This window comes from Streptomyces sp. CRCS-T-1 (assembly GCF_024442335.1).
Classification (GTDB): Bacteria; Actinomycetota; Actinomycetes; order Streptomycetales; family Streptomycetaceae; genus Streptomyces; species Streptomyces koelreuteriae.
Genome location: NZ_CP101651.1, coordinates 4657378 through 4674979 on the forward strand (window position 1 = coordinate 4657378; position 17602 = coordinate 4674979).

Sequence of the window (17602 nt, forward strand, 5' to 3'; positions counted from 1 at the left end):
AGGTCCGCAACAAAACTGGGTACGTCGTACGCGTAATAGGGTACGCTGTACTCAGTTCAGAGTTGGCGAGCCGGGTACGGGAGGGCGGCATGGACGGATACGCGGTACGGGCCGAGGCGCTGGAGAAGCGGTACGGCGAGAAACGCGCCCTCGACGGCTTCGACCTGGCCGTGCGCGAGGGCACGGTGCACGGTCTGCTCGGGCCGAACGGCGCGGGCAAGACCACCGCCGTGCGCATCCTGTCCACGCTGATCCGGCTGGACGGGGGCAGCGCGACGGTCGCCGGGCTCGACGTGGCCCGGCAGCCGCGCGAGGTCCGGGCCCGGATCGGGCTCACCGGGCAGTACGCGGCGGTCGACGAGGTGCTCACGGGCCGGCAGAACCTGGAGATGTTCGGCCGCCTGTTCCATCTGGGCGGCAAGCGGGCCAGGGTCCGGGCCGGTGAACTGCTGGAGCAGTTCGACCTGGCCGACGCCGGCGACAAGGGCGTGGGCAAGTACAGCGGCGGTATGCGCCGCCGCCTCGACCTCGCCGCGTCGATGATCCTCGCGCCGGCCGTGCTCTTCCTCGACGAGCCGACGACGGGCCTGGACCCGCGCAGCCGGGGCGAGGTCTGGGAGTCCGTACGGGCACTGGTGGCGGGCGGCACCACGGTGCTGCTGACCACGCAGTATCTGGAGGAGGCCGACAAGCTCGCCTCGCGCATCACCGTCATCGACCAGGGGCGGGCCATCGCCGACGACACCCCGGACGGGCTGAAGAACCTGGTCGGCGGCGACCGGATCGAGGTCGTGGTCGCCGAGCGGTCCGAGATCCCGCGGGTGGTGAAGGTCGTCGCCCGGGTCACGGACGGCGAACCCGAGGCGGACGAGACCGAGTTGCGGGTGCACGCCCCCGTCGTCGACCGGGTCACCGCGCTCACCGAGGTGGCGCGGACCCTCCAGGACGAGGGCGTCCGCGTCGAGGACATCGGGCTGCGCAGGCCGAGCCTCGACGATGTGTTCCTGCGTCTGACCGGACACCGCACCGAGAAGGAGGCCGCGGCGTGAGCGCCATCGACCTGAGCACGCCGAGCACGCGCGGCGGTACGTACTGGCTGCTCTCCGACTGCTGGAACATCGTCCGCCGCGGCCTGACCCACTACCAGCGCCAGCCCGTCAACATCGCCTGGCAGCTCGGCTTCCCGATCCTGTCCGTGCTGCTCTACGGCTATGTCTTCGGCAGCGCCATGAAGGTGCCCGGCGGCGGGGACTACCAGGACTTCCTGATGCCGGGCATGTTCGCGATGACCATGGCGTTCGGCTTCATCAACACGGCCACGGTGGTGGTGTACGACTCCACCAAGGGCGTCATCGACCGCTTCCGCTCCATGCCGATGTCGTCCTCGGCGGTGGTGGCCGGGCGCGGGGTCACCGATCTGATCGTCGCCTGCGCCGAGTTGGCGATCATGATGCTCACCGCGCTCGCCATGGGCTGGCGTCCGGACGGCGGGCTGGGCTTCCTCGGGGCGTTCGGGCTGCTGCTGTGGCTGCGCTTCTCGCTGATCTGGATCGGCGTGTGGCTCGGTCTGATCGTGCCCAACCCGGAGGCGGCGGGCGGCCTCTTCGCGGTCGCCTTCCCCTTCACGATGATCTCCAGCATCTTCGTCGCGCCGCAGCTCATGCCCGACTGGCTGGGCTGGGTGGCGGTCTGGAACCCGATCTCCTCCACGGCGGCGGCGACCCGCGAGCTGTTCGGCACGCCGGTCGGCGGTGACACCTGGGTCGAGCAGCACGCGCTGCTGATGGCCGGGGTGTGGCCGGTGATCCTGACGGCGATCTTCCTGCCGCTCGCGGTACGGCGGTTCAAGAAGCTCAGCCGGTAGCGCGAGCGACGCGTACCTCCCGGAGTCTTGACGTGTTCATGGTGCGTCAGTTTCCTGGGAGGTGCGCGGCATTATGGGAGCGCTCCCATTCGATTCCGGGGCCGCGCCTCCGAGAGTCAGAGAGGAAGCAGCCACATGTTCCGCACTCTGCGCAGAGCGCTGTGTGTTGCCGCGGCGCTCCTGTTACCGCTGGCCGGCACGCAGTCGGCCCAGGCCGACGCCGACGTCGATGTGAAGGCCGGCGCCGGCTACTGGCACACCAGCGGCCGTCAGATCCTGGACGCGGCCGGAGCGCCCGTCCGGATCGCCGGTGTCAACTGGTTCGGCTTCGAGACCGCCAACCACGTCGTCCACGGCCTGTGGGCCCGCGACTACAAGAGCATGATCGACCAGATGAAGTCGCTGGGCTACAACACGATCCGGATGCCCTACAGCGACGACATCCTCAAGTCCGGCACCATGCCCGACAGCGTCAATTACGACGGCAAGAACACCGACCTGCGCGGACTGACCTCGCTCCAGGTCCTGGACAAGATCGTGGCGTACGCCGGACAGGCCGGGCTCAAGATCGTCCTCGACCGGCACCGCCCGGACGCGGCCGGACAGTCGGCCCTCTGGTACACGGCGTCGGTGCCCGAGTCGACCTGGATCGCCAATCTCAAGGCCCTGGCCACGCGGTACAAGGGCAACTCCACCGTCGTCGGCATCGACCTGCACAACGAGCCCCATGATCCGGCCTGCTGGGGCTGCGGCGACACCTCCCGTGACTGGCGTCTGGCCGCCCAGCGCGCGGGCAACGCGGTGCTGTCGGTCAACCCCGAGCTGCTGATCATGGTCGAGGGCGTGCAGTCGTACAACGGCACGAACGGCTGGTGGGGCGGCAACCTCATGGGCGTGGCGCAGTACCCGGTCCAGCTCGACGTGCCGAACCGGCTGGTGTACTCGGCCCACGACTACGCCACCTCGGTGGCCCAGCAGCCCTGGTTCAGCGACTCGTCGTTCCCCGCGAACATGCCGGGGATCTGGGACAAGTACTGGGGTTACATCTTCAAGCAGAACATCGCCCCGGTGTGGCTCGGCGAGTTCGGTACGACGCTCCAGTCGACGGTGGACCAGCGGTGGCTGTCCGCGCTGGTGACGTATCTGCGGTCGACGTCGGGCTCCGGCGCCGACAGCTTCCACTGGACGTTCTGGTCCTGGAACCCCAACTCCGGCGACACGGGCGGCATCCTGAAGGACGACTGGCAGACCGTGGACACCGCCAAGGACGGCTACCTCGCGGCGATCAAGGCGCCGGGCTTCGCGGGCGGCGGTTCCGGGCCGGACCCCGGCGGGCCCGGAGAGCCCGGTGGCGGGGCCGCCTGCACCGCCGCCTACACGGTGAGCAGCGACTGGGGCGGCGGCTTCAACGCCGAGGTGAAGGTGACCAACACGGGCACGAAGCCGCTGGCCTCGTGGAAGGTCGCCTGGACGTGGAGCGGCGCGCAGAAGGTCACCAGCATGTGGAACGCCTCGTACACACAGAGCGGGGCGAGCGTGACGGCGGTGAACGCCGCGCACAACGGGAGCGTCCCGGTGGGAGGTTCGGCGAGCCTCGGCCTGGGCGGAGCGCCCGGGGGCGGGGCGGTGCCGAGTGTGAGCTGTACGGCGACCTGAGGGTGGTGCGGCTGGGGCGCCCGGTGCTCGCCGGGCGCCCCAGCCGACCGGCGGCCCCGTAGCGGCGTACGCTGACCTTTATGGCGCCTGACCGTGTCGATGCGGGGCAAACAGGGCAGGAGCCGTCGAGTGATCCGAGCCTTCCGGTGTTCGTCGACTCCTCCGGCCGGCGTGCGCGCAATCTCCGGCGCGCGGGCTACGGGCTGGCCGGCTGTGCGGCGGCCTATATGGCGGTGCTGGGGCTGAGCCTGATGGGGGCGACGCCCTTCGCCCCGGGGTCGCTGCTCCCCGGCGACGTGGCGGCGCCCGCCGCGCCGAGGGCGCAGACCCCGGGCGGGACGCCCCTGGCCCCGCCCGGCGACGCCTCGGACGCGGCCGGTCCCAGCGCGCTGCTCGTCCCGGGGCTCGCCGGGCCCGGCCCCTCCCTCGCTCCGCCCCTGGTGCCCGGCAGCCCACCGGCACCGTCCGACACCGGCACCCCGGAACCGCAGGCCCCGGCGACACAGGAGCCACCCGCACCGGAAGAGCCCGCGGACCCCGATGATCCCGCCGCTCCCACCGCGGAACCGGACCCGGACACCACCGCGCCCTCGCCCCCGGCCCCGCCCTCGCCCGCTCCGCCCACCACCGCCCCCTCCACCCCTCCGGCACCCGAGCCCACAGCACCGGCGCCCAGCCCCTCCGCGCCGTCCGGTGTCGCGGAGCCGCCCCCGCCCGCCGACCCCACGGTGGCCGAGGCCCCCTGATGCGGCGGCGCCCCGACCGGTCACCCGACCGCTCATCGAGGCCGCCCGGTCCGCGCCGGACCCGAGCGCCCCTGGCACCGCGGCATCGCTTCCGTATCGTCGTCCCCTTGATCCTGCTGGCCTTCGTCGCCTCGGTCCTCCTGGTCGAGGGCTACACCACCAGGGGCTTCGCCGGGGACCAGGAAGGGCCGGGCGGGCGACCGGACACCGGCGTCCCCCGCGCGATCGCGGGCGGCGGCCCGGTCGTCGACACCACCGACGATCATCTGCGCACCTATCGCACACCGGACAGGACCGTCGTCCTGACCTTCGACGACGGCCCCGACCCCACCTGGACGCCCCGCATCCGGGCCGTCCTCGACCGCTACGGAGTGCCCGGCACCTTCTTCGTCACCGGGCAGCAGACCGCCCGGTACCCGGAGGTGCTGCGCCGGGTGGTCCGCTCCGGCCACGAGATCGGCGTGCACACCTTCTCCCACCCGGACCTGACCACCCGCTCCGCGCGCGACGTCGACCGTGAGCTGTCCCTGACCCAGCTCGCGCTCGCCGGGGCCGCCGGCATCCACACCTCGCTGATGCGGATGCCCTACTCCTCGACCCCCGCCGCCCTCGACGCCCCGGAGTGGTCCCTGGTCCGGAGCCTGGGCGAGAAGGGCTATGTCCTGGCGTTCATCGACCGGGACACCAACGACTGGCGGCGGCCGGGCGCCCGGGAGATCGCCGACGCGGCCACCCCGACCGGGGGCAGGGGAGCGGTCGTCCTGCTGCATGACGCGGGAGGGGACAGGGCGCAGACGGTCGAGGCCCTCACGACCCTGATCCCCCGGCTGCAGGCCGAGGGCTATCGCTTCACCACGCTCGCCGAACTGGTCGGCGCCGAGACCCTCAGCAGCCCCGTCGACACGGTGGACCGGTGGAGCGGCCGTGTCTTCGTGGCCGCCGTCACCGTGTCGTCGACGGCGGTGACGGCCGTCAGCGCGCTGCTGCTGGTGGTCGGTTCGCTCGTCCTGGCCCGGTGTGTGCTGCTGCTCGTCCTGGCCCGCCACCACGCCCGCCGCCCACGTCCCGGCACCGGCGGGCAGGCGCCCCCGCCCGTCACCCGGCCCGTCAGCGTCGTCATCCCCGCCTACAACGAGAGGCTGTGCATCCCCAAGACGCTGCGCTCCCTCGCCGCGAGCGAGCACCCCGTCGAGATCATCGTCGTGGACGACGGTTCCCGCGACGGCACCGCGGACCTCGCGGAGTCACTCGCGCTGGGGAACGTCACCGTCGTGAGGCAGCCCAACAGCGGCAAGCCCGCCGCCCTCAACGCCGGTGTCCTGCGGGCCTCCCACGACCTCGTCGTCATGCTGGACGCCGACACCGTCTTCGCCCCCTCGACCGTCGGCCGCCTCGTCCAGCCGTTCGCCGACCCCCGGGTCGGGGCGGTCGCGGGCAACGCCAAGGTCGGCAACCGGCGGCGGCTGCTCGGCCGGTGGCAGCACATCGAGTACGTCATGGGCTTCAACCTCGACCGCCGCATGTACGACCTGCTGCACTGCATGCCTACCATCCCCGGCGCCGTCGGGGCCTTCCGCGCCGAGGCCCTGCGGGACGCCGGGATGGTGAGCGCGGACACCCTCGCCGAGGACACCGACCTCACCATGGCCCTGCACCGGGCCGGGTGGGAGATCCGCTACGTCCCGGACGCGCTCGGCTGGACCGAGGCACCGTCCTCGCTGCGGGAACTGTGGCGCCAGCGCTACCGCTGGAGCTACGGCACGATGCAGGCCGCCTGGAAGCACCGGCACGCGCTGGTCGAGCGCGGCACCGCGGGCCGCTTCGGCCGCCGCGGTCTGCCCCTGCTGGCCGTCTTCCAGATCCTCACCCCGCTGCTCGCCCCGCTGATCGACATCCTGGCCCTGTACGGCCTGGTGTTCGGCGACCCGGTCACGACCGTGCTCGCGTGGTGCGGTGTGCTGGCGGTGCAGGCCGTCTGCGCCGCGTACGCCTTCCATCTCGACGGCGAGCGGCTCCGGCCCCTGTGGGCGCTCCCGCTTCAACAGGTCGTCTACCGCCAGGTGATGTACCTGGTCCTCACCCAGGCCTGTCTGACCGCGATCAACGGCTATCGGCTGCCCTGGCAGCGGCTCAAGCGCAGCGGAGACGTGATGCTGCCTCCGCAGCCCTCGACCCGCCGGATGTGAGCGGGCGCGGCGGCGTGCGGTGCGGGCCGCCGTTCGGGTTCAGTTGCCCGGCCGAGGGGCCGTCAGCCTTCCTCCCGGGCGTTTTTCCGCTCAAGGTGTGATCATGAAAACTCCGCGTTTGTACCGTATGCCTCGATCTCTGGCGCACTCGGCTGGTGCGGCCGTCATCATCCTCGCGTCGGCCCTGACCTCCGCCGCACCCGTCGCGGCCCACAGTGCCGCGCCGTCCGACGGTTACGAGAACCGGCGTTCCCAGTGCTACACGTCCAACACTCAGCGGCAGGGCCTCGAGAGCATCGTCTGGTCCGTCCTGTTCGGGCCCCAGAACAACACGACGGAGACCCGTTGCGACGGCGACGAGGCGAAGGAGAAGCAGGAGAAGTCGCCCGGCTTCCTCCGCTCCCTCCCCGCCTCCTGACCTGCTCCTTGTAGGCCCTGACCCGCACGGCGAGAAGGGTGTTTGGGCGTGAATGGCCCAAGCACCCCTCTTTTAAAGGGGTTTGGGCGCGATGGATGACTCGATTCGGTCAAGTCTCGGTCGAATATGTATGTGCATGGCGTGCTCTTCCGAAACGATGCGGCACGGCCCGTGTGACTCACGGGCCTGACCCCCCTCACCGTTCTGAGAGAACTCCATGAGAAGAAGCGCAGCCGTACTGTGCGGCGCGACCGTCGTGCTGGCCGGGACCCTCACCGCGGCTCCCGCCAGCGCCGACGCGTCGCGGTCCGCGACAACCGCCCAGGCCGCGAAGGTCACCTGGAAGAAGTGCGCCACGGACGACTCCCCGACGATGCAGTGCGCGTCGGTGAAGGTCCCGCTCGACTACGCGAAGCCGAACGGGAAGCAGATCACGCTGGCGCTCTCCCGGGTGCCGCACACCGCCTCCAAGTACCAGGGCCCGCTCCTGGTCAACCCCGGCGGCCCCGGCGGCAGCGGCCTGTCGCTGGCCGGTTTCGTCGCCTCCTCCCTGCCCAAGGAGGTCGCGGCCCAGTACGACGTCATCGGCTTCGACCCGCGCGGCGTGGGCGAGAGCAAGCCCGCCCTGGACTGCAAGCCGGGCCACTTCGACCCGGTGCGCCCCGACTCCGTGCCCAGCACGCCCGCGATCGAGAAGGCCAACCTCGCGCGCGCCAAGTCCTTCGCCCAGGCCTGCGGCACGAAGTACAAGGACGTCCTGCCGTACATCAACACGGTCAGCGCCGTGAAGGACATGGACTCCATCCGCAAGGCCCTCGGCGCGAAGAAGATCAACTACTTCGGCTACTCGTACGGCACCTATCTCGGCGCCGTCTACGCCAAGTTGTTCCCCGAGCGCGTGCGGCGCCTGGTGCTGGACTCGATCGTCGACCCGACCGGGGTCTGGTACGACGCCAACATCAAGCAGGACTACGCCTTCGACAAGCGTCACAAGGCGCTGATGGCCTGGATAGCCAAGTACGACTCCACGTACAAGCTCGGCACCGATCCGAAGAAGATCGAGGCCAAGTGGTACGCCATGCGGGCGGCCCTCGCCAAGAAGCCGGCCGGCGGCAAGGTGGGCGCCTCCGAACTGGAGGACATCTTCATACCCGGCGGGTACAACAACGCCTACTGGCCCACCCTCGCCGAGACGTTCGCGGCCTACGTCAACAAGAAGGACACCGCCGCGCTGGTCAAGGCGTACGACAACATCGCCGCCATCGACGCCTCCGGCGACAACGGCTACAGCGTCTACACCTCCGTGCAGTGCCGTGACGCCTCCTGGCCGCGCGACTGGAACCAGTGGCGCAAGGACAACTGGGCCGTGTACGAGAAGGCCCCGTTCATGGCCTGGAACAACGCCTGGTACAACGCGCCGTGCGCCTTCTGGCCGACGAAGTCGCAGAAGCCGGTGAACGTCTCCAACTCCAAGCTCCCGCCTGCCCTGCTGTTCCAGGCGACGGACGACGCGGCCACCCCGTACCAGGGCGGCGTCACCATGAACCGTCTGCTGAAGGGCTCCAGCCTGGTCGTGGAGCAGGGCGGCGGCAACCACGGCATCACGCTGGGCGGCAACGCCTGCCTCGACAAGCACCTGGCGGCCTACCTCACCAACGGCAAGGTGCCGCACGGCAGCGGCACGGCCGACGCGGTCTGCAAGAAGCTGGCCGACCCCAAGCCGCAGGCCGCCGCGGCGAAGGCGTCGAGCGCGGCCGGCAAGGCCCTGAGCGGGATCCTGGGCTTCGGCGGCTGAACATGCCTGTCTGACCTGCCTGAGCTCTGGCGTATATGACTGAGGGCGCTCCGCGTGTGCGGGGCGCCCTCAGTTACGTACGGGAGAGGTCACGTACGAGAAAAGATCAAAGCTTCTCGATCACGTAGTCGACGCACTTCGTGAGCGCCTCGACGTCCGCCGGGTCGATCGCCGGGAACATCGCGACACGCAGCTGGTTGCGGCCGAGCTTGCGGTACGGCTCGGTGTCGACGATGCCGTTGGCGCGCAGGACCTTGGCGACGGCGGCGGCGTCGACGTCGTCGGTGAAGTCGATCGTGCCGATGACCTGGGAGCGCTTGGCCGGGTCGGTGACGAACGGGTTCGCGTACTTGACGTCCTCGGCCCAGCCGTACAGCGTCCGCGCGGACGTGGCCGTGCGGCGCACCGACCAGTCCAGGCCGCCCTGGCCGTTGATCCACTCCAGCTGGTCGTTGAGGAGGAACAGCGTGGCGAGGGCCGGGGTGTTGTACGTCTGGTTCTTGCGGGAGTTGTCGATCGCCGTGGGCAGCGAGAAGAACTCCGGGATGTGGCGGCCGGAGGCGTGGATGCGCTCCGCGCGCTCGATCGCCGCCGGGGAGAAGACGCCGATCCACAGGCCGCCGTCGGAGGCGAAGGACTTCTGCGGGGCGAAGTAGTAGACGTCCGTCTCGGCGATGTCGACGGGCAGGCCGCCGGCGCCGGAGGTGGCGTCGACCAGGACGAGGGAACCCTCGTCGGCACCCTGCACCCGCTTGATGGGGGCGGCGACACCGGTCGAGGTCTCGTTGTGGGTGAAGGCGTAGACGTCCACGCCCGCCTCGGCGACCGGCTCGGGGTGCGTGCCCGGGTCGCTGGAGATGACGTCCGGGTCGGCGAGCCAGGGGGCGAGCTTCGCGGCCTTGGCGAACTTGGAGGAGAACTCGCCGAAGGTGAGGTGCTGCGACTTGTTCTCGATCAGGCCGTGCGTCGCGATGTCCCAGAACGCGGTGGAGCCGCCGTTGCCGAGGACCACCTCGTAGCCGTCGGGGAGCTGGAACAGCTCACGGATGCCCTCGCGCACCCGGCCGACCAGGTTCTTGACCGGGGCCTGGCGGTGGGAGGTGCCGAGGAGGGAGGTGCCGGTCGCGGCCAGCGCGTCCAGCGCTTCCGTCCGCACCTTGGAGGGGCCCGCGCCGAAACGTCCGTCGGCGGGCTTGATGTCAGCGGGAATCTGGATCTCAGCCACGCAGGGGAGCGTAGCCGTTTCCGGAAACCTGGGCGAAACGTCGTCCGTCGGGTGAGACGGGGTGGCGGTGGGTATGGGATGGACCCATGTCGGAACTTGAGGCGGAGCTTCGCGGCGTGGTCCGCGGTGACGTGGGGTTCGGCGTGACGGACCGCGCGCTCGTCACGATGGACGCGTCCAACTACCGGCGGGTCCCCCGCGGGGTCGTCGCCCCCGTGGACGCCGACGACGTGGCCGCCGTCCTGGCCGTGTGCCGGGAGCACGGCGTGCCCGTGGTCGCCCGGGGCGGGGGCACGTCCATCGCCGGGCAGGCCACCGGCACCGGAGTCGTCCTCGACTTCACCCGGCACATGAACCGGCTCCTGTCACTCGACCCGGTGACCCGTACCGCCGTCGTACAGCCGGGGCTGGTGCTCGACCGGCTCCAGGAGGCCGCCGCCCCGCACGGGCTGCGGTTCGGCCCGGACCCCTCCACGCACAGCCGCTGCACGCTCGGCGGCATGATCGGCAACAACTCCTGCGGCTCCCACTCGGTGGCGTGGGGGACCACCGCGGACAGCGTGCGCGAGCTGGACGTGGTCACCGCGCGCGGACGGCGGCTGCGGCTCGGGCAGGACTGGTCCGGGGCCCCGGACGGGCTGCGGGCCCTGGTGGACGGCGAGCTGTCCCGGTTGCGCACGGGCTTCCCGGAGCTGCCCCGCCGTATCTCCGGATACGCGCTGGACGCCCTGCTGCCCGAGCACGGCGCCGATGTGGCCCGTTCCTTCTGCGGCTCCGAGGGCACGCTCGGGGTGCTGACGGAGGCGGTCGTACGACTGGTGGAGGCGCCCCGCGCGCGGGCGCTGGCCGTGCTGGGCTACGCCGACGAGAGCGCGGCCGCGGAGGCGGCGGCCGGGCTGCTGCCGTTCGGGCCGCTGACGGTGGAGGGCATGTCGGCGGACCTGGTGCCGTCCGCGACCGCCCTGCCCAAGGGAACGGCCTGGCTCTTCGTGGAGACCGGCGGGGAGTCGGCGGGCGAGGCACGCGCGCGTGCGGAGACGATCGTGCGGGCGGCCGACGTCGTGGACGCCCTGGTGGTCACCGACCCGGCGGGGCAGCGGGCGCTGTGGCGGATCCGGGAGGACGCGAGCGGTACGGCGACCCGGATGCCGGACGGCACGGAGGCCTGGCCGGGCTGGGAGGACTGCGCGGTGCCGCCCGCCCGGCTCGGGGCGTATCTGCGGGACTTCCGGGGCCTGCTCACCGCGCACGGGCTGCGCGGCACGCCGTACGGGCACTTCGGGGACGGCTGCATCCACGTCCGGATCGACTTCGACCTGCTGACCGAGCCCGGGGTTGCCCGCTTCCGCCGCTTCTCGGAGGACCTCGCGGAGCTGGTGGTGGCACACGGCGGCTCGCTGTCCGGGGAGCACGGCGACGGGCAGGCGCGGGCGGAGCTGCTGCCGAGGATGTACGGCCAGGAGATGGTCGGCCTGTTCGAGCGGGCGAAGGGGGTGTGGGACCCGGACGACCTGCTCAACCCGGGGATGCTCGTCCGCCCGGCCCCCCTCGACGCCGACCTCCGCTTCTCCGTCCTGCCCCGCGAACCGGTCGACGTCGCCTTCGGCTACCCCTCCGACGGCGGTGACTTCTCGGCGGCGGTACGACGCTGCGTGGGCGTCGCCAAATGCCGTACGACGTCGGTGTCCGGCTCCTCCGTGATGTGCCCGTCCTTCCGGGCGACCGGCGAGGAGGAGCACTCCACGCGCGGGCGGGCCCGGCTGCTGCACGAGATGCTCGCGGGTGAGGTCGTGACGGACGGCTGGCGCTCGACCGAGGTGCGGGACGCCCTCGACCTGTGCCTGTCCTGCAAGGGCTGCCGCTCGGACTGCCCGGTCGAGGTCGACATGGCCACGTACAAGGCGGAGTTCCTCCACCACCACTACGCCGGTCGGCTCCGCCCCGCCGCGCACTACTCGATGGGACGGCTCCCGGTGTGGCTCCGGGCGGTGTCCCGTACGCGCACGGCGGCCCTGGTCAACGCCCTCGCCCGGATCCGGCCCTTGGCGTGGGCGGCGAAGCGGCTGGGCGGGATCGCGCCCGAACGGGAGATTCCGCGGGTGGCGAGGCGGACGTTCACCCGGTGGTGGGAGCGGCGGCGGGGTGAGGCGGCGGTGGGTTCCGGCGATCTGGTCATCCTGTGGCCCGACACCTTCACCGAGCACCTCTCGCCCTCCGTCGGACAGGCCGCCGTGCGGGTGCTGGAGGCGGCCGGGCTGCGAGTGGGGCTGCCGCCGACGCTGCGGCTGGTGGAATCGCCGGTGGGCGACGGGCGGACGGTCGCGATGGATCCGCTGTCGGTGCTGCGCGGCCGGGGCCGGGTCTGCTGCGGGCTGACGTATGTGTCGACGGGCCAGCTGGACCGCGCCCGGGCGGTCATGCGCCGCACCCTCGACCTGATGGAACCGGTGCTGGAGACCGACGCCCCGGTCGTCGTCCTGGAGCCCAGCTGCGCCGCCGCCCTGCGCACCGACGTCCCCGAGCTGCTGCACGACGACCCGCGCGCGGCCCGCCTCGCCGCGAAGGTCCTCACCTTCGCGGAGACGCTGGAGCGCCACGCCCCCGACTGGACACCGCCGCGCCTGGACCGCCCGGTGGCCGGGCAGACCCACTGCCATCAGCACGCGGTACTGGGCGACACCGCCGACCGCCGGCTGCGCGCGGCCGCCGGGCTCTCCGGCGAACTGAGCGGCGGCTGCTGCGGCCTCGCCGGCAACTTCGGCTTCGAGCAGGGCCACTACGAGGTGTCCACGTCCTGCGCGGAGGAACAGCTCCTGCCGTCGGTACGTAACGCCCCGGACGGCACGGTGGTCCTGGCCGACGGCTTCTCCTGCCGCACACAGCTGGAGCAGCTCGCGGGGGTGCGGGGGAGCCATCTGGCGGAGGTGCTGGCGGCGGGGCTGGAGGGTGCGGGGGATCAGGAAGGAGGGGGAGCCGCCCCCACGGACGAACGCGGACGTGCTTGAGGCGAACGGACCACGCGACGCTGGGACCCGAGTGTCTGAGCCGGGGGAGGGCCGGGGGCGCTCCTAGGCTCGCGGGGTCAGCCACTCGAAGGAGCCCGCGTTGAGTATCCGCGTCAAGCCGATCACCCGTGACGAGCACCTAGCGTTCGTCGCGGCCCGCCCCTCCGCCAGCCACACCCAGGTCCCCTCCTGGGGCGAGGTGAAGCCCGACTGGCGGGCGGAGAGCCTGGGTTGGTTCGACGCGGTCGGGCGGCTCGTCGGCGCCGGGCTCGTCCTGCTGCGCCCGCTGCCCGGCCCGCAGCTGCCCGGGCTGCGGAGATACCTCGCGTATCTGCCCGAGGGCCCGCTCCTCGACTGGCACGAGCCCGGCCTCGAACGGCTGCTGGAGCCGATGCTCGCGCACCTGAGACGCCGGGGCGCCTTCGCGGTGCGGATGGGCCCGCCGGTCGCGGTGCGCCGCTGGAGCGCCGAGGCGGTCAAGGCGGGCATCGCGGACCCGGCCGCCGGGCGGCTGCGGGACGTGCGGGCGACGTCGTACGACCCGAGGGCCGGCCGGATCGCGGGCGATCTGCGCCGCATGGGCTGGCGGCAGACCGAGACCGGCGGCGAGAACGGCTTCGCGGCGGGGCAGCCCCGCTACGTCTTCCAGGTGCCCTTCGCCGGCCGGTCACTGGACGACATCCAGGGCGGTCTGAACCAGCAGTGGCGGCGCAACATCAAGAAGGCCGAGCAGGCCGGCGTGAAGGTCGTACGCGGCGACATCGAGGATCTGCCGGCCTTCCACGAGCTGTACGGCGAGACCGCCGAGCGGGACCGGTTCATCCCGCGCCCGCTGTCCTACTTCCAGGGCATGTGGAGGGCGCTCACCGCCGAGCACCCCGACCGTATGCGGCTCTACCTCGCCTACCACGACGGCGAGGTGCTCGCCGCCGCGACCATGCTGACCGTCGGCGACCACGTCTGGTACTCCTACGGCGCCTCCACCGGCCGCCGCCGCGAGGTCCAGCCGAGCAGCGCCGTGCAGTGGCGCATGATGACCGACGCGCACGCACTCGGCGCCGCGGTCTACGACCTGCGCGGCATCACCGACACCTTGGAGGAGTCCAGCGATCTGCTGGGCCTGCTCCGCTTCAAGGTGGGCACCGGCGGCGAGGCCGTGGAGTACCTGGGCGAATGGGAGTACCCCCTCAACCGGCTGCTGTACAAGGCGTTCGGCCTCTACCTCTCCCGGCGCTGACGTCCCGGCGCTGACGTCTCAGAGCCCGAGACAGTGGCAAAAGGACTTCACGCACCTGTCTGAGTCCATTACTGTGGACTGAGTAGTGCATCGGGATGTACGTGGAGTACATGGGGGTGCACCCACAGCCCGCACCCGGAGCCGACCAGCACAGGACCGCCCGTGACCACGCCCGCCACTCCTGCCAGCGCCACCACACCCCAGTCCGCCGCGACGGCCGCCACGCCTTCCCCGGCCGGCGGCCCGGGCGGCCCCGGCGGCCTCGGCCGTCTCGGGTCCCTCGGTCCCGTGGGCCTGGTGCTCGCGGGCGGCATCTCCGTGCAGTTCGGCGGTGCGCTGGCGGTGACCCTGATGCCGAGGGCGGGTGCCCTCGGGGTGGTGGCGCTGCGCCTGCTCGTGGCGGCGGTCGTCCTGCTGCTGGTCTGCCGTCCGCGGCTGCGCGGCCACTCGCGCACCGACTGGGGCACGGTCGTCGTCTTCGGCATCACCATGGCCGCGATGAACGGCCTCTTCTACCAGGCCGTCGCCCGCATCCCGCTGGGCCCCGCCGTCACGCTGGAGGTCCTCGGCCCGCTCGCCCTCTCGGTCCTCGCCTCCCGCCGCGCGATCAACCTGGTGTGGGCGGCGCTCGCCCTCGCCGGTGTCTTCCTCCTCGGCGGCGGAGGCTTCAGCGGCCTCGACCCCGTGGGAGCGGCCTTCGCCCTGGGCGCGGGCGCCATGTGGGCGGCGTACATCGTCTTCAGCGCCCGTACGGGCCGCCGCTTCCCGCAGGCGGACGGGCTGGCCCTGGCGATGGCGGTCGGTGCGGTGCTGTTCCTGCCGCTGGGCATCGCCGAGTCGGGGACGAAGCTGCTCGACCCGGTGACGCTGGGGCTGGGCGCGGCGGTGGCCCTGCTCTCCTCGGTCCTGCCCTACACCCTCGAACTCCTCGCCCTGCGCCGCCTGCCCGCCTCCACCTTCGCGATCCTGATGAGCCTGGAGCCCGCCATCGCCGCGACGGCCGGCTTCCTCATCCTCGACCAGGCCCTCACGGCTATGGAGGCCGCGGCGATTGCCCTGGTCGTTGCGGCGAGTATGGGGGCAGTGCGGACGCAGGTGGGGCGGGGGCGGAAGAGGACGGCGGCGCTGGAGAGTACGGGGTTGGAGGGCTAGGGCTAGGGCTAGGGCTGGGGGCTAGGGGCTCGGTTCGGAGGGCTGCGGGCTAGGGCTCGGCTCGGAGGGCTGCGGGCTAGGGGCTGGGTTCTGAGGCTGTGGGCTGGAGGGCCGGGCTGAGCCGGGCCGGGCTGAGCCGGGCTGGGCTGCGGCCGCGGCTAGGGCTCGCGATCGAGTGCCGCCCGCATCTGGCCGAGCCACTCCGTACCCAGCCGGCGCCCGTTCGGGAGCTGATCGTCTCGATCCCAGCGCCACGCCGTGATCACCGCCAGCACGAGGATCCGGCACAGGCGCAGCAACTCCCGATCGACACCCGGATAGTGCTCGCCGACATCCTCGGGCGCATGCGCGAGGTCCCATTCGACGGGCCCACGGCAGCAGGTCTCCAGGTCGATGAACAGCAACCCGTTCCCCGTGCTGAGCAGATTCCCCGGGTGCGGCTCGCCGTGCAGCAACTGCTCGACCCCACCCCGCTCCCCGATCACTCGCCTCAGCTCCCGCAACGTGTCGCCGAGCAGCTCCCGATCGGCGTCGGCGAGCTCGGGAGTACGCTCGCGGTCCGCCACGAGCCGCCGGGCCTGCTCGACCCGGTCCGTGAAGTGCTGCGTCGGGACGTCGATCTCGCGCATCCCGGCATGCAGCCGCGCGAGCGCGTGGGCGTAGTCGGCCGGTGAGACCTCACTCGGCGTCACGGGTGCGTAGTAGGTCCACAGCGTGATGACGAAGCCGTCCCGCTCATGAACGCGTGGCTCCACCCGCGGCTCGAGAGCGGCCACCGGGCACCCGACCTCGTTGAGCCGCTGAGCCACCTCGACTTCGAACCACGCGACCTGATCCGCCACCGGCGCCACCCGGGCCAGGACGTCACAGGGCAGCAAGCGCAGGGTGAGCTTGTTCGAGTCATGCAGAACGATCGCGTCGTCGGCTCTCAGGCCGAGTGACGAGGCGATCGACAGGGCCGCGGCCCTCGCACGCTGTACCTCTGACACCTGCATCGTCGCCTGATCCCTCTCCTCCGGGCGTGACCGAGGACCACACACCCAACCACTGCTCGGCGCCGTACTCCTCGAACCGCTCCACCTCGGCGAACCCCAGCTTCTCCGCGAGGCGCATCGCACGCCCGTTGGCGGTCCGGGTGCACAGCACCACCGGCTCACCGGGAAGCCAGTCGCCGAACCAGCTGAGCACCGCCCCGCACGCCTCGACGGCGTACCCGCATCCCCACGCCTCCGGCAGGAACAGGAAACCGAGCTCGGCCTCCCCGCCCTTCGGCCGGACATGCCCCGGACGCCCCACGTCACGCCGATCGAGCGTGACCATGCCGACCATCACTCCGTCGAGCTCGACCACGAAGAATCCAGGCCGCCGCCCGGGCACCTCAGGCACCGCACGCTCGAGTTCCTCACGCGACCGATGCCCACCGACGTAGGCGCCCACGTCCGGCGAAGCGAACAACTCGACGAACACCACACGATCCCGGCCCTCGGACTCGCGCAGCACAAGCCGTTCGGTCCTGATCGGGTCAGGCGGCCAGGCACACCCGGGTCCCCACTCACTCACGGCGGTCATCCAACCGCCCGCCTCTCACCGACACCCCGACCGCGCGACGCGGAACCCCACATCGTCGATCCGGAACGTCGGATGACTACGACGCCGCACCGACGCCCGGCAACTCCAGTGCTCGTCGGACCAGCCACCGCCCCGCAGCACCCGGTACGTCCCGTAGACCTCGGCGTCGTAGAGATCCCAGCACCAGTCCCAGACATTGCCCAGCATGTCGTACAGCCCCCACGCGTTGGCCTGCTTGCCGCCCACCGCATGGACCTGCTCATCCGAGTTCCCCCGATACCAGGCGACCTCATCGAGCCGGCCATAACGCGGACCCGCACTCCCGGCCCGGCAGGCGTACTCCCACTCCGCCTCGGTCGGCAGCCGGTACCCATCGCCGACGGCGTCCCACTCGACACCTTCGTCCTCGCCGCGCAGCCGATACACGGGCGTCAGCCCGTCCCTACGGGACAGCCCATTGCAGAACCGAACCGCGTCCCACCACGACACCCCCTCGACCGGCAGCCGCTCCCCACGCGCAGCACTCGGCCACTCCCCGGTGACCTGGGCGTACAACTCCTGGGTGACGGGAAACGCCGACATTCGAAATGCCCCGACCTCGGCCGTCCAACTCCGCTGAGTCCGCCGGTCTGACAAGGTCACCACCCCGGCCGGGACGGCAATCATCTCGCTCTCCACGCCAGTGCCTGCGCCAACTCCCATGCGGAGTGAGCCTATGGGCGCCCGTGACGAAATATCCAAGCAGATAC

General features: G+C 71.6%; 13 protein-coding genes and 1 pseudogene. 10 read left to right on the forward strand and 4 right to left on the reverse strand.

Annotated features, from left to right (window positions below; genetic code table 11):
- Positions 1-89 precede the first annotated feature (89 nt).
- The 7 genes from NNW99_RS21230 to NNW99_RS21260 all read left to right on the forward strand — a co-directional run bounded on the left by NNW99_RS21230 (position 90) and on the right by NNW99_RS21260 (position 8665).
- Complete coding sequence (locus NNW99_RS21230) at positions 90-1049, forward strand: ATP-binding cassette domain-containing protein (RefSeq protein ID WP_215120710.1); 960 nt, start codon at positions 90-92, stop codon at positions 1047-1049.
- On the forward strand, positions 1046-1864 hold the full coding sequence (locus NNW99_RS21235; RefSeq protein WP_215120711.1) for an ABC transporter permease: 819 nt from the start codon (positions 1046-1048) through the stop codon (positions 1862-1864). The genes NNW99_RS21230 and NNW99_RS21235 overlap by 4 nt, the downstream gene beginning before the upstream one ends.
- 135 nt (positions 1865-1999) lie before the next feature.
- Entirely contained in the window at positions 2000-3520 is a 1521-nt protein-coding gene (locus tag NNW99_RS21240) for a cellulase family glycosylhydrolase (RefSeq protein WP_215120712.1), read from the forward strand.
- Positions 3521-3600: 80 nt separating this feature from the next.
- Positions 3601-4266, forward strand: a complete 666-nt coding sequence (locus NNW99_RS21245; RefSeq protein WP_215120713.1) for a hypothetical protein — start codon at positions 3601-3603, stop codon at positions 4264-4266.
- Positions 4266-6452 (forward strand): bifunctional polysaccharide deacetylase/glycosyltransferase family 2 protein, encoded by a 2187-nt coding sequence (locus NNW99_RS21250; RefSeq protein WP_215120714.1) that lies wholly within the window; start codon positions 4266-4268, stop codon positions 6450-6452. The genes NNW99_RS21245 and NNW99_RS21250 overlap by 1 nt, the downstream gene beginning before the upstream one ends.
- 127 nt (positions 6453-6579) lie before the next feature.
- Positions 6580-6870 carry a hypothetical protein gene (locus tag NNW99_RS21255; RefSeq protein WP_215120715.1) on the forward strand — a complete coding sequence of 97 codons (291 nt, stop codon included), beginning with the start codon at positions 6580-6582 and terminating at the stop codon, positions 6868-6870.
- Between the two features lie 217 nt (positions 6871-7087).
- Entirely contained in the window at positions 7088-8665 is a 1578-nt protein-coding gene (locus tag NNW99_RS21260) for an alpha/beta hydrolase (RefSeq protein WP_215120716.1), read from the forward strand.
- A gap of 106 nt (positions 8666-8771) precedes the next feature.
- Here the strand turns inward: NNW99_RS21260 and serC are convergent, their stop codons facing one another.
- Positions 8772-9890, reverse strand: a complete 1119-nt coding sequence (serC, locus tag NNW99_RS21265; protein ID WP_215120717.1) for a phosphoserine transaminase — start codon at positions 9888-9890, stop codon at positions 8772-8774.
- Positions 9891-9976: 86 nt separating this feature from the next.
- Between serC and NNW99_RS21270 the strand changes: the two genes are divergently transcribed.
- The 3 genes from NNW99_RS21270 (at position 9977) to NNW99_RS21280 (ending at position 15284) form a co-directional block, all read left to right on the forward strand.
- Positions 9977-12895 carry an FAD-binding and (Fe-S)-binding domain-containing protein gene (locus tag NNW99_RS21270; RefSeq protein ID WP_215120718.1) on the forward strand — a complete coding sequence of 973 codons (2919 nt, stop codon included), beginning with the start codon at positions 9977-9979 and terminating at the stop codon, positions 12893-12895.
- 100 nt (positions 12896-12995) lie between these two features.
- Positions 12996-14132, forward strand: coding sequence for a peptidoglycan bridge formation glycyltransferase FemA/FemB family protein (locus NNW99_RS21275; protein ID WP_215120719.1), 1137 nt, complete (start codon positions 12996-12998; stop codon positions 14130-14132).
- A gap of 162 nt (positions 14133-14294) precedes the next feature.
- Entirely contained in the window at positions 14295-15284 is a 990-nt protein-coding gene (locus NNW99_RS21280) for a DMT family transporter (protein ID WP_215120720.1), read from the forward strand.
- A 158-nt stretch (positions 15285-15442) separates the two neighbouring features.
- Here the strand turns inward: NNW99_RS21280 and NNW99_RS21285 are convergent, their stop codons facing one another.
- From NNW99_RS21285 to NNW99_RS21295, 3 genes and pseudogenes are all read right to left on the reverse strand, one after another.
- Positions 15443-16279, reverse strand: coding sequence for a phosphotransferase enzyme family protein (locus tag NNW99_RS21285; protein WP_215120721.1), 837 nt, complete (start codon positions 16277-16279; stop codon positions 15443-15445).
- A gap of 16 nt (positions 16280-16295) precedes the next feature.
- Positions 16296-16853 (reverse strand): annotated as a pseudogene (locus NNW99_RS21290) (GNAT family N-acetyltransferase); the annotation flags it as partial.
- 15 nt (positions 16854-16868) lie between these two features.
- A complete protein-coding gene (locus tag NNW99_RS21295) occupies positions 16869-17519 on the reverse strand; it encodes an SUMF1/EgtB/PvdO family nonheme iron enzyme (RefSeq protein WP_215124382.1) in 651 nt (216 codons plus the stop codon).
- Positions 17520-17602 lie beyond the last annotated feature (83 nt).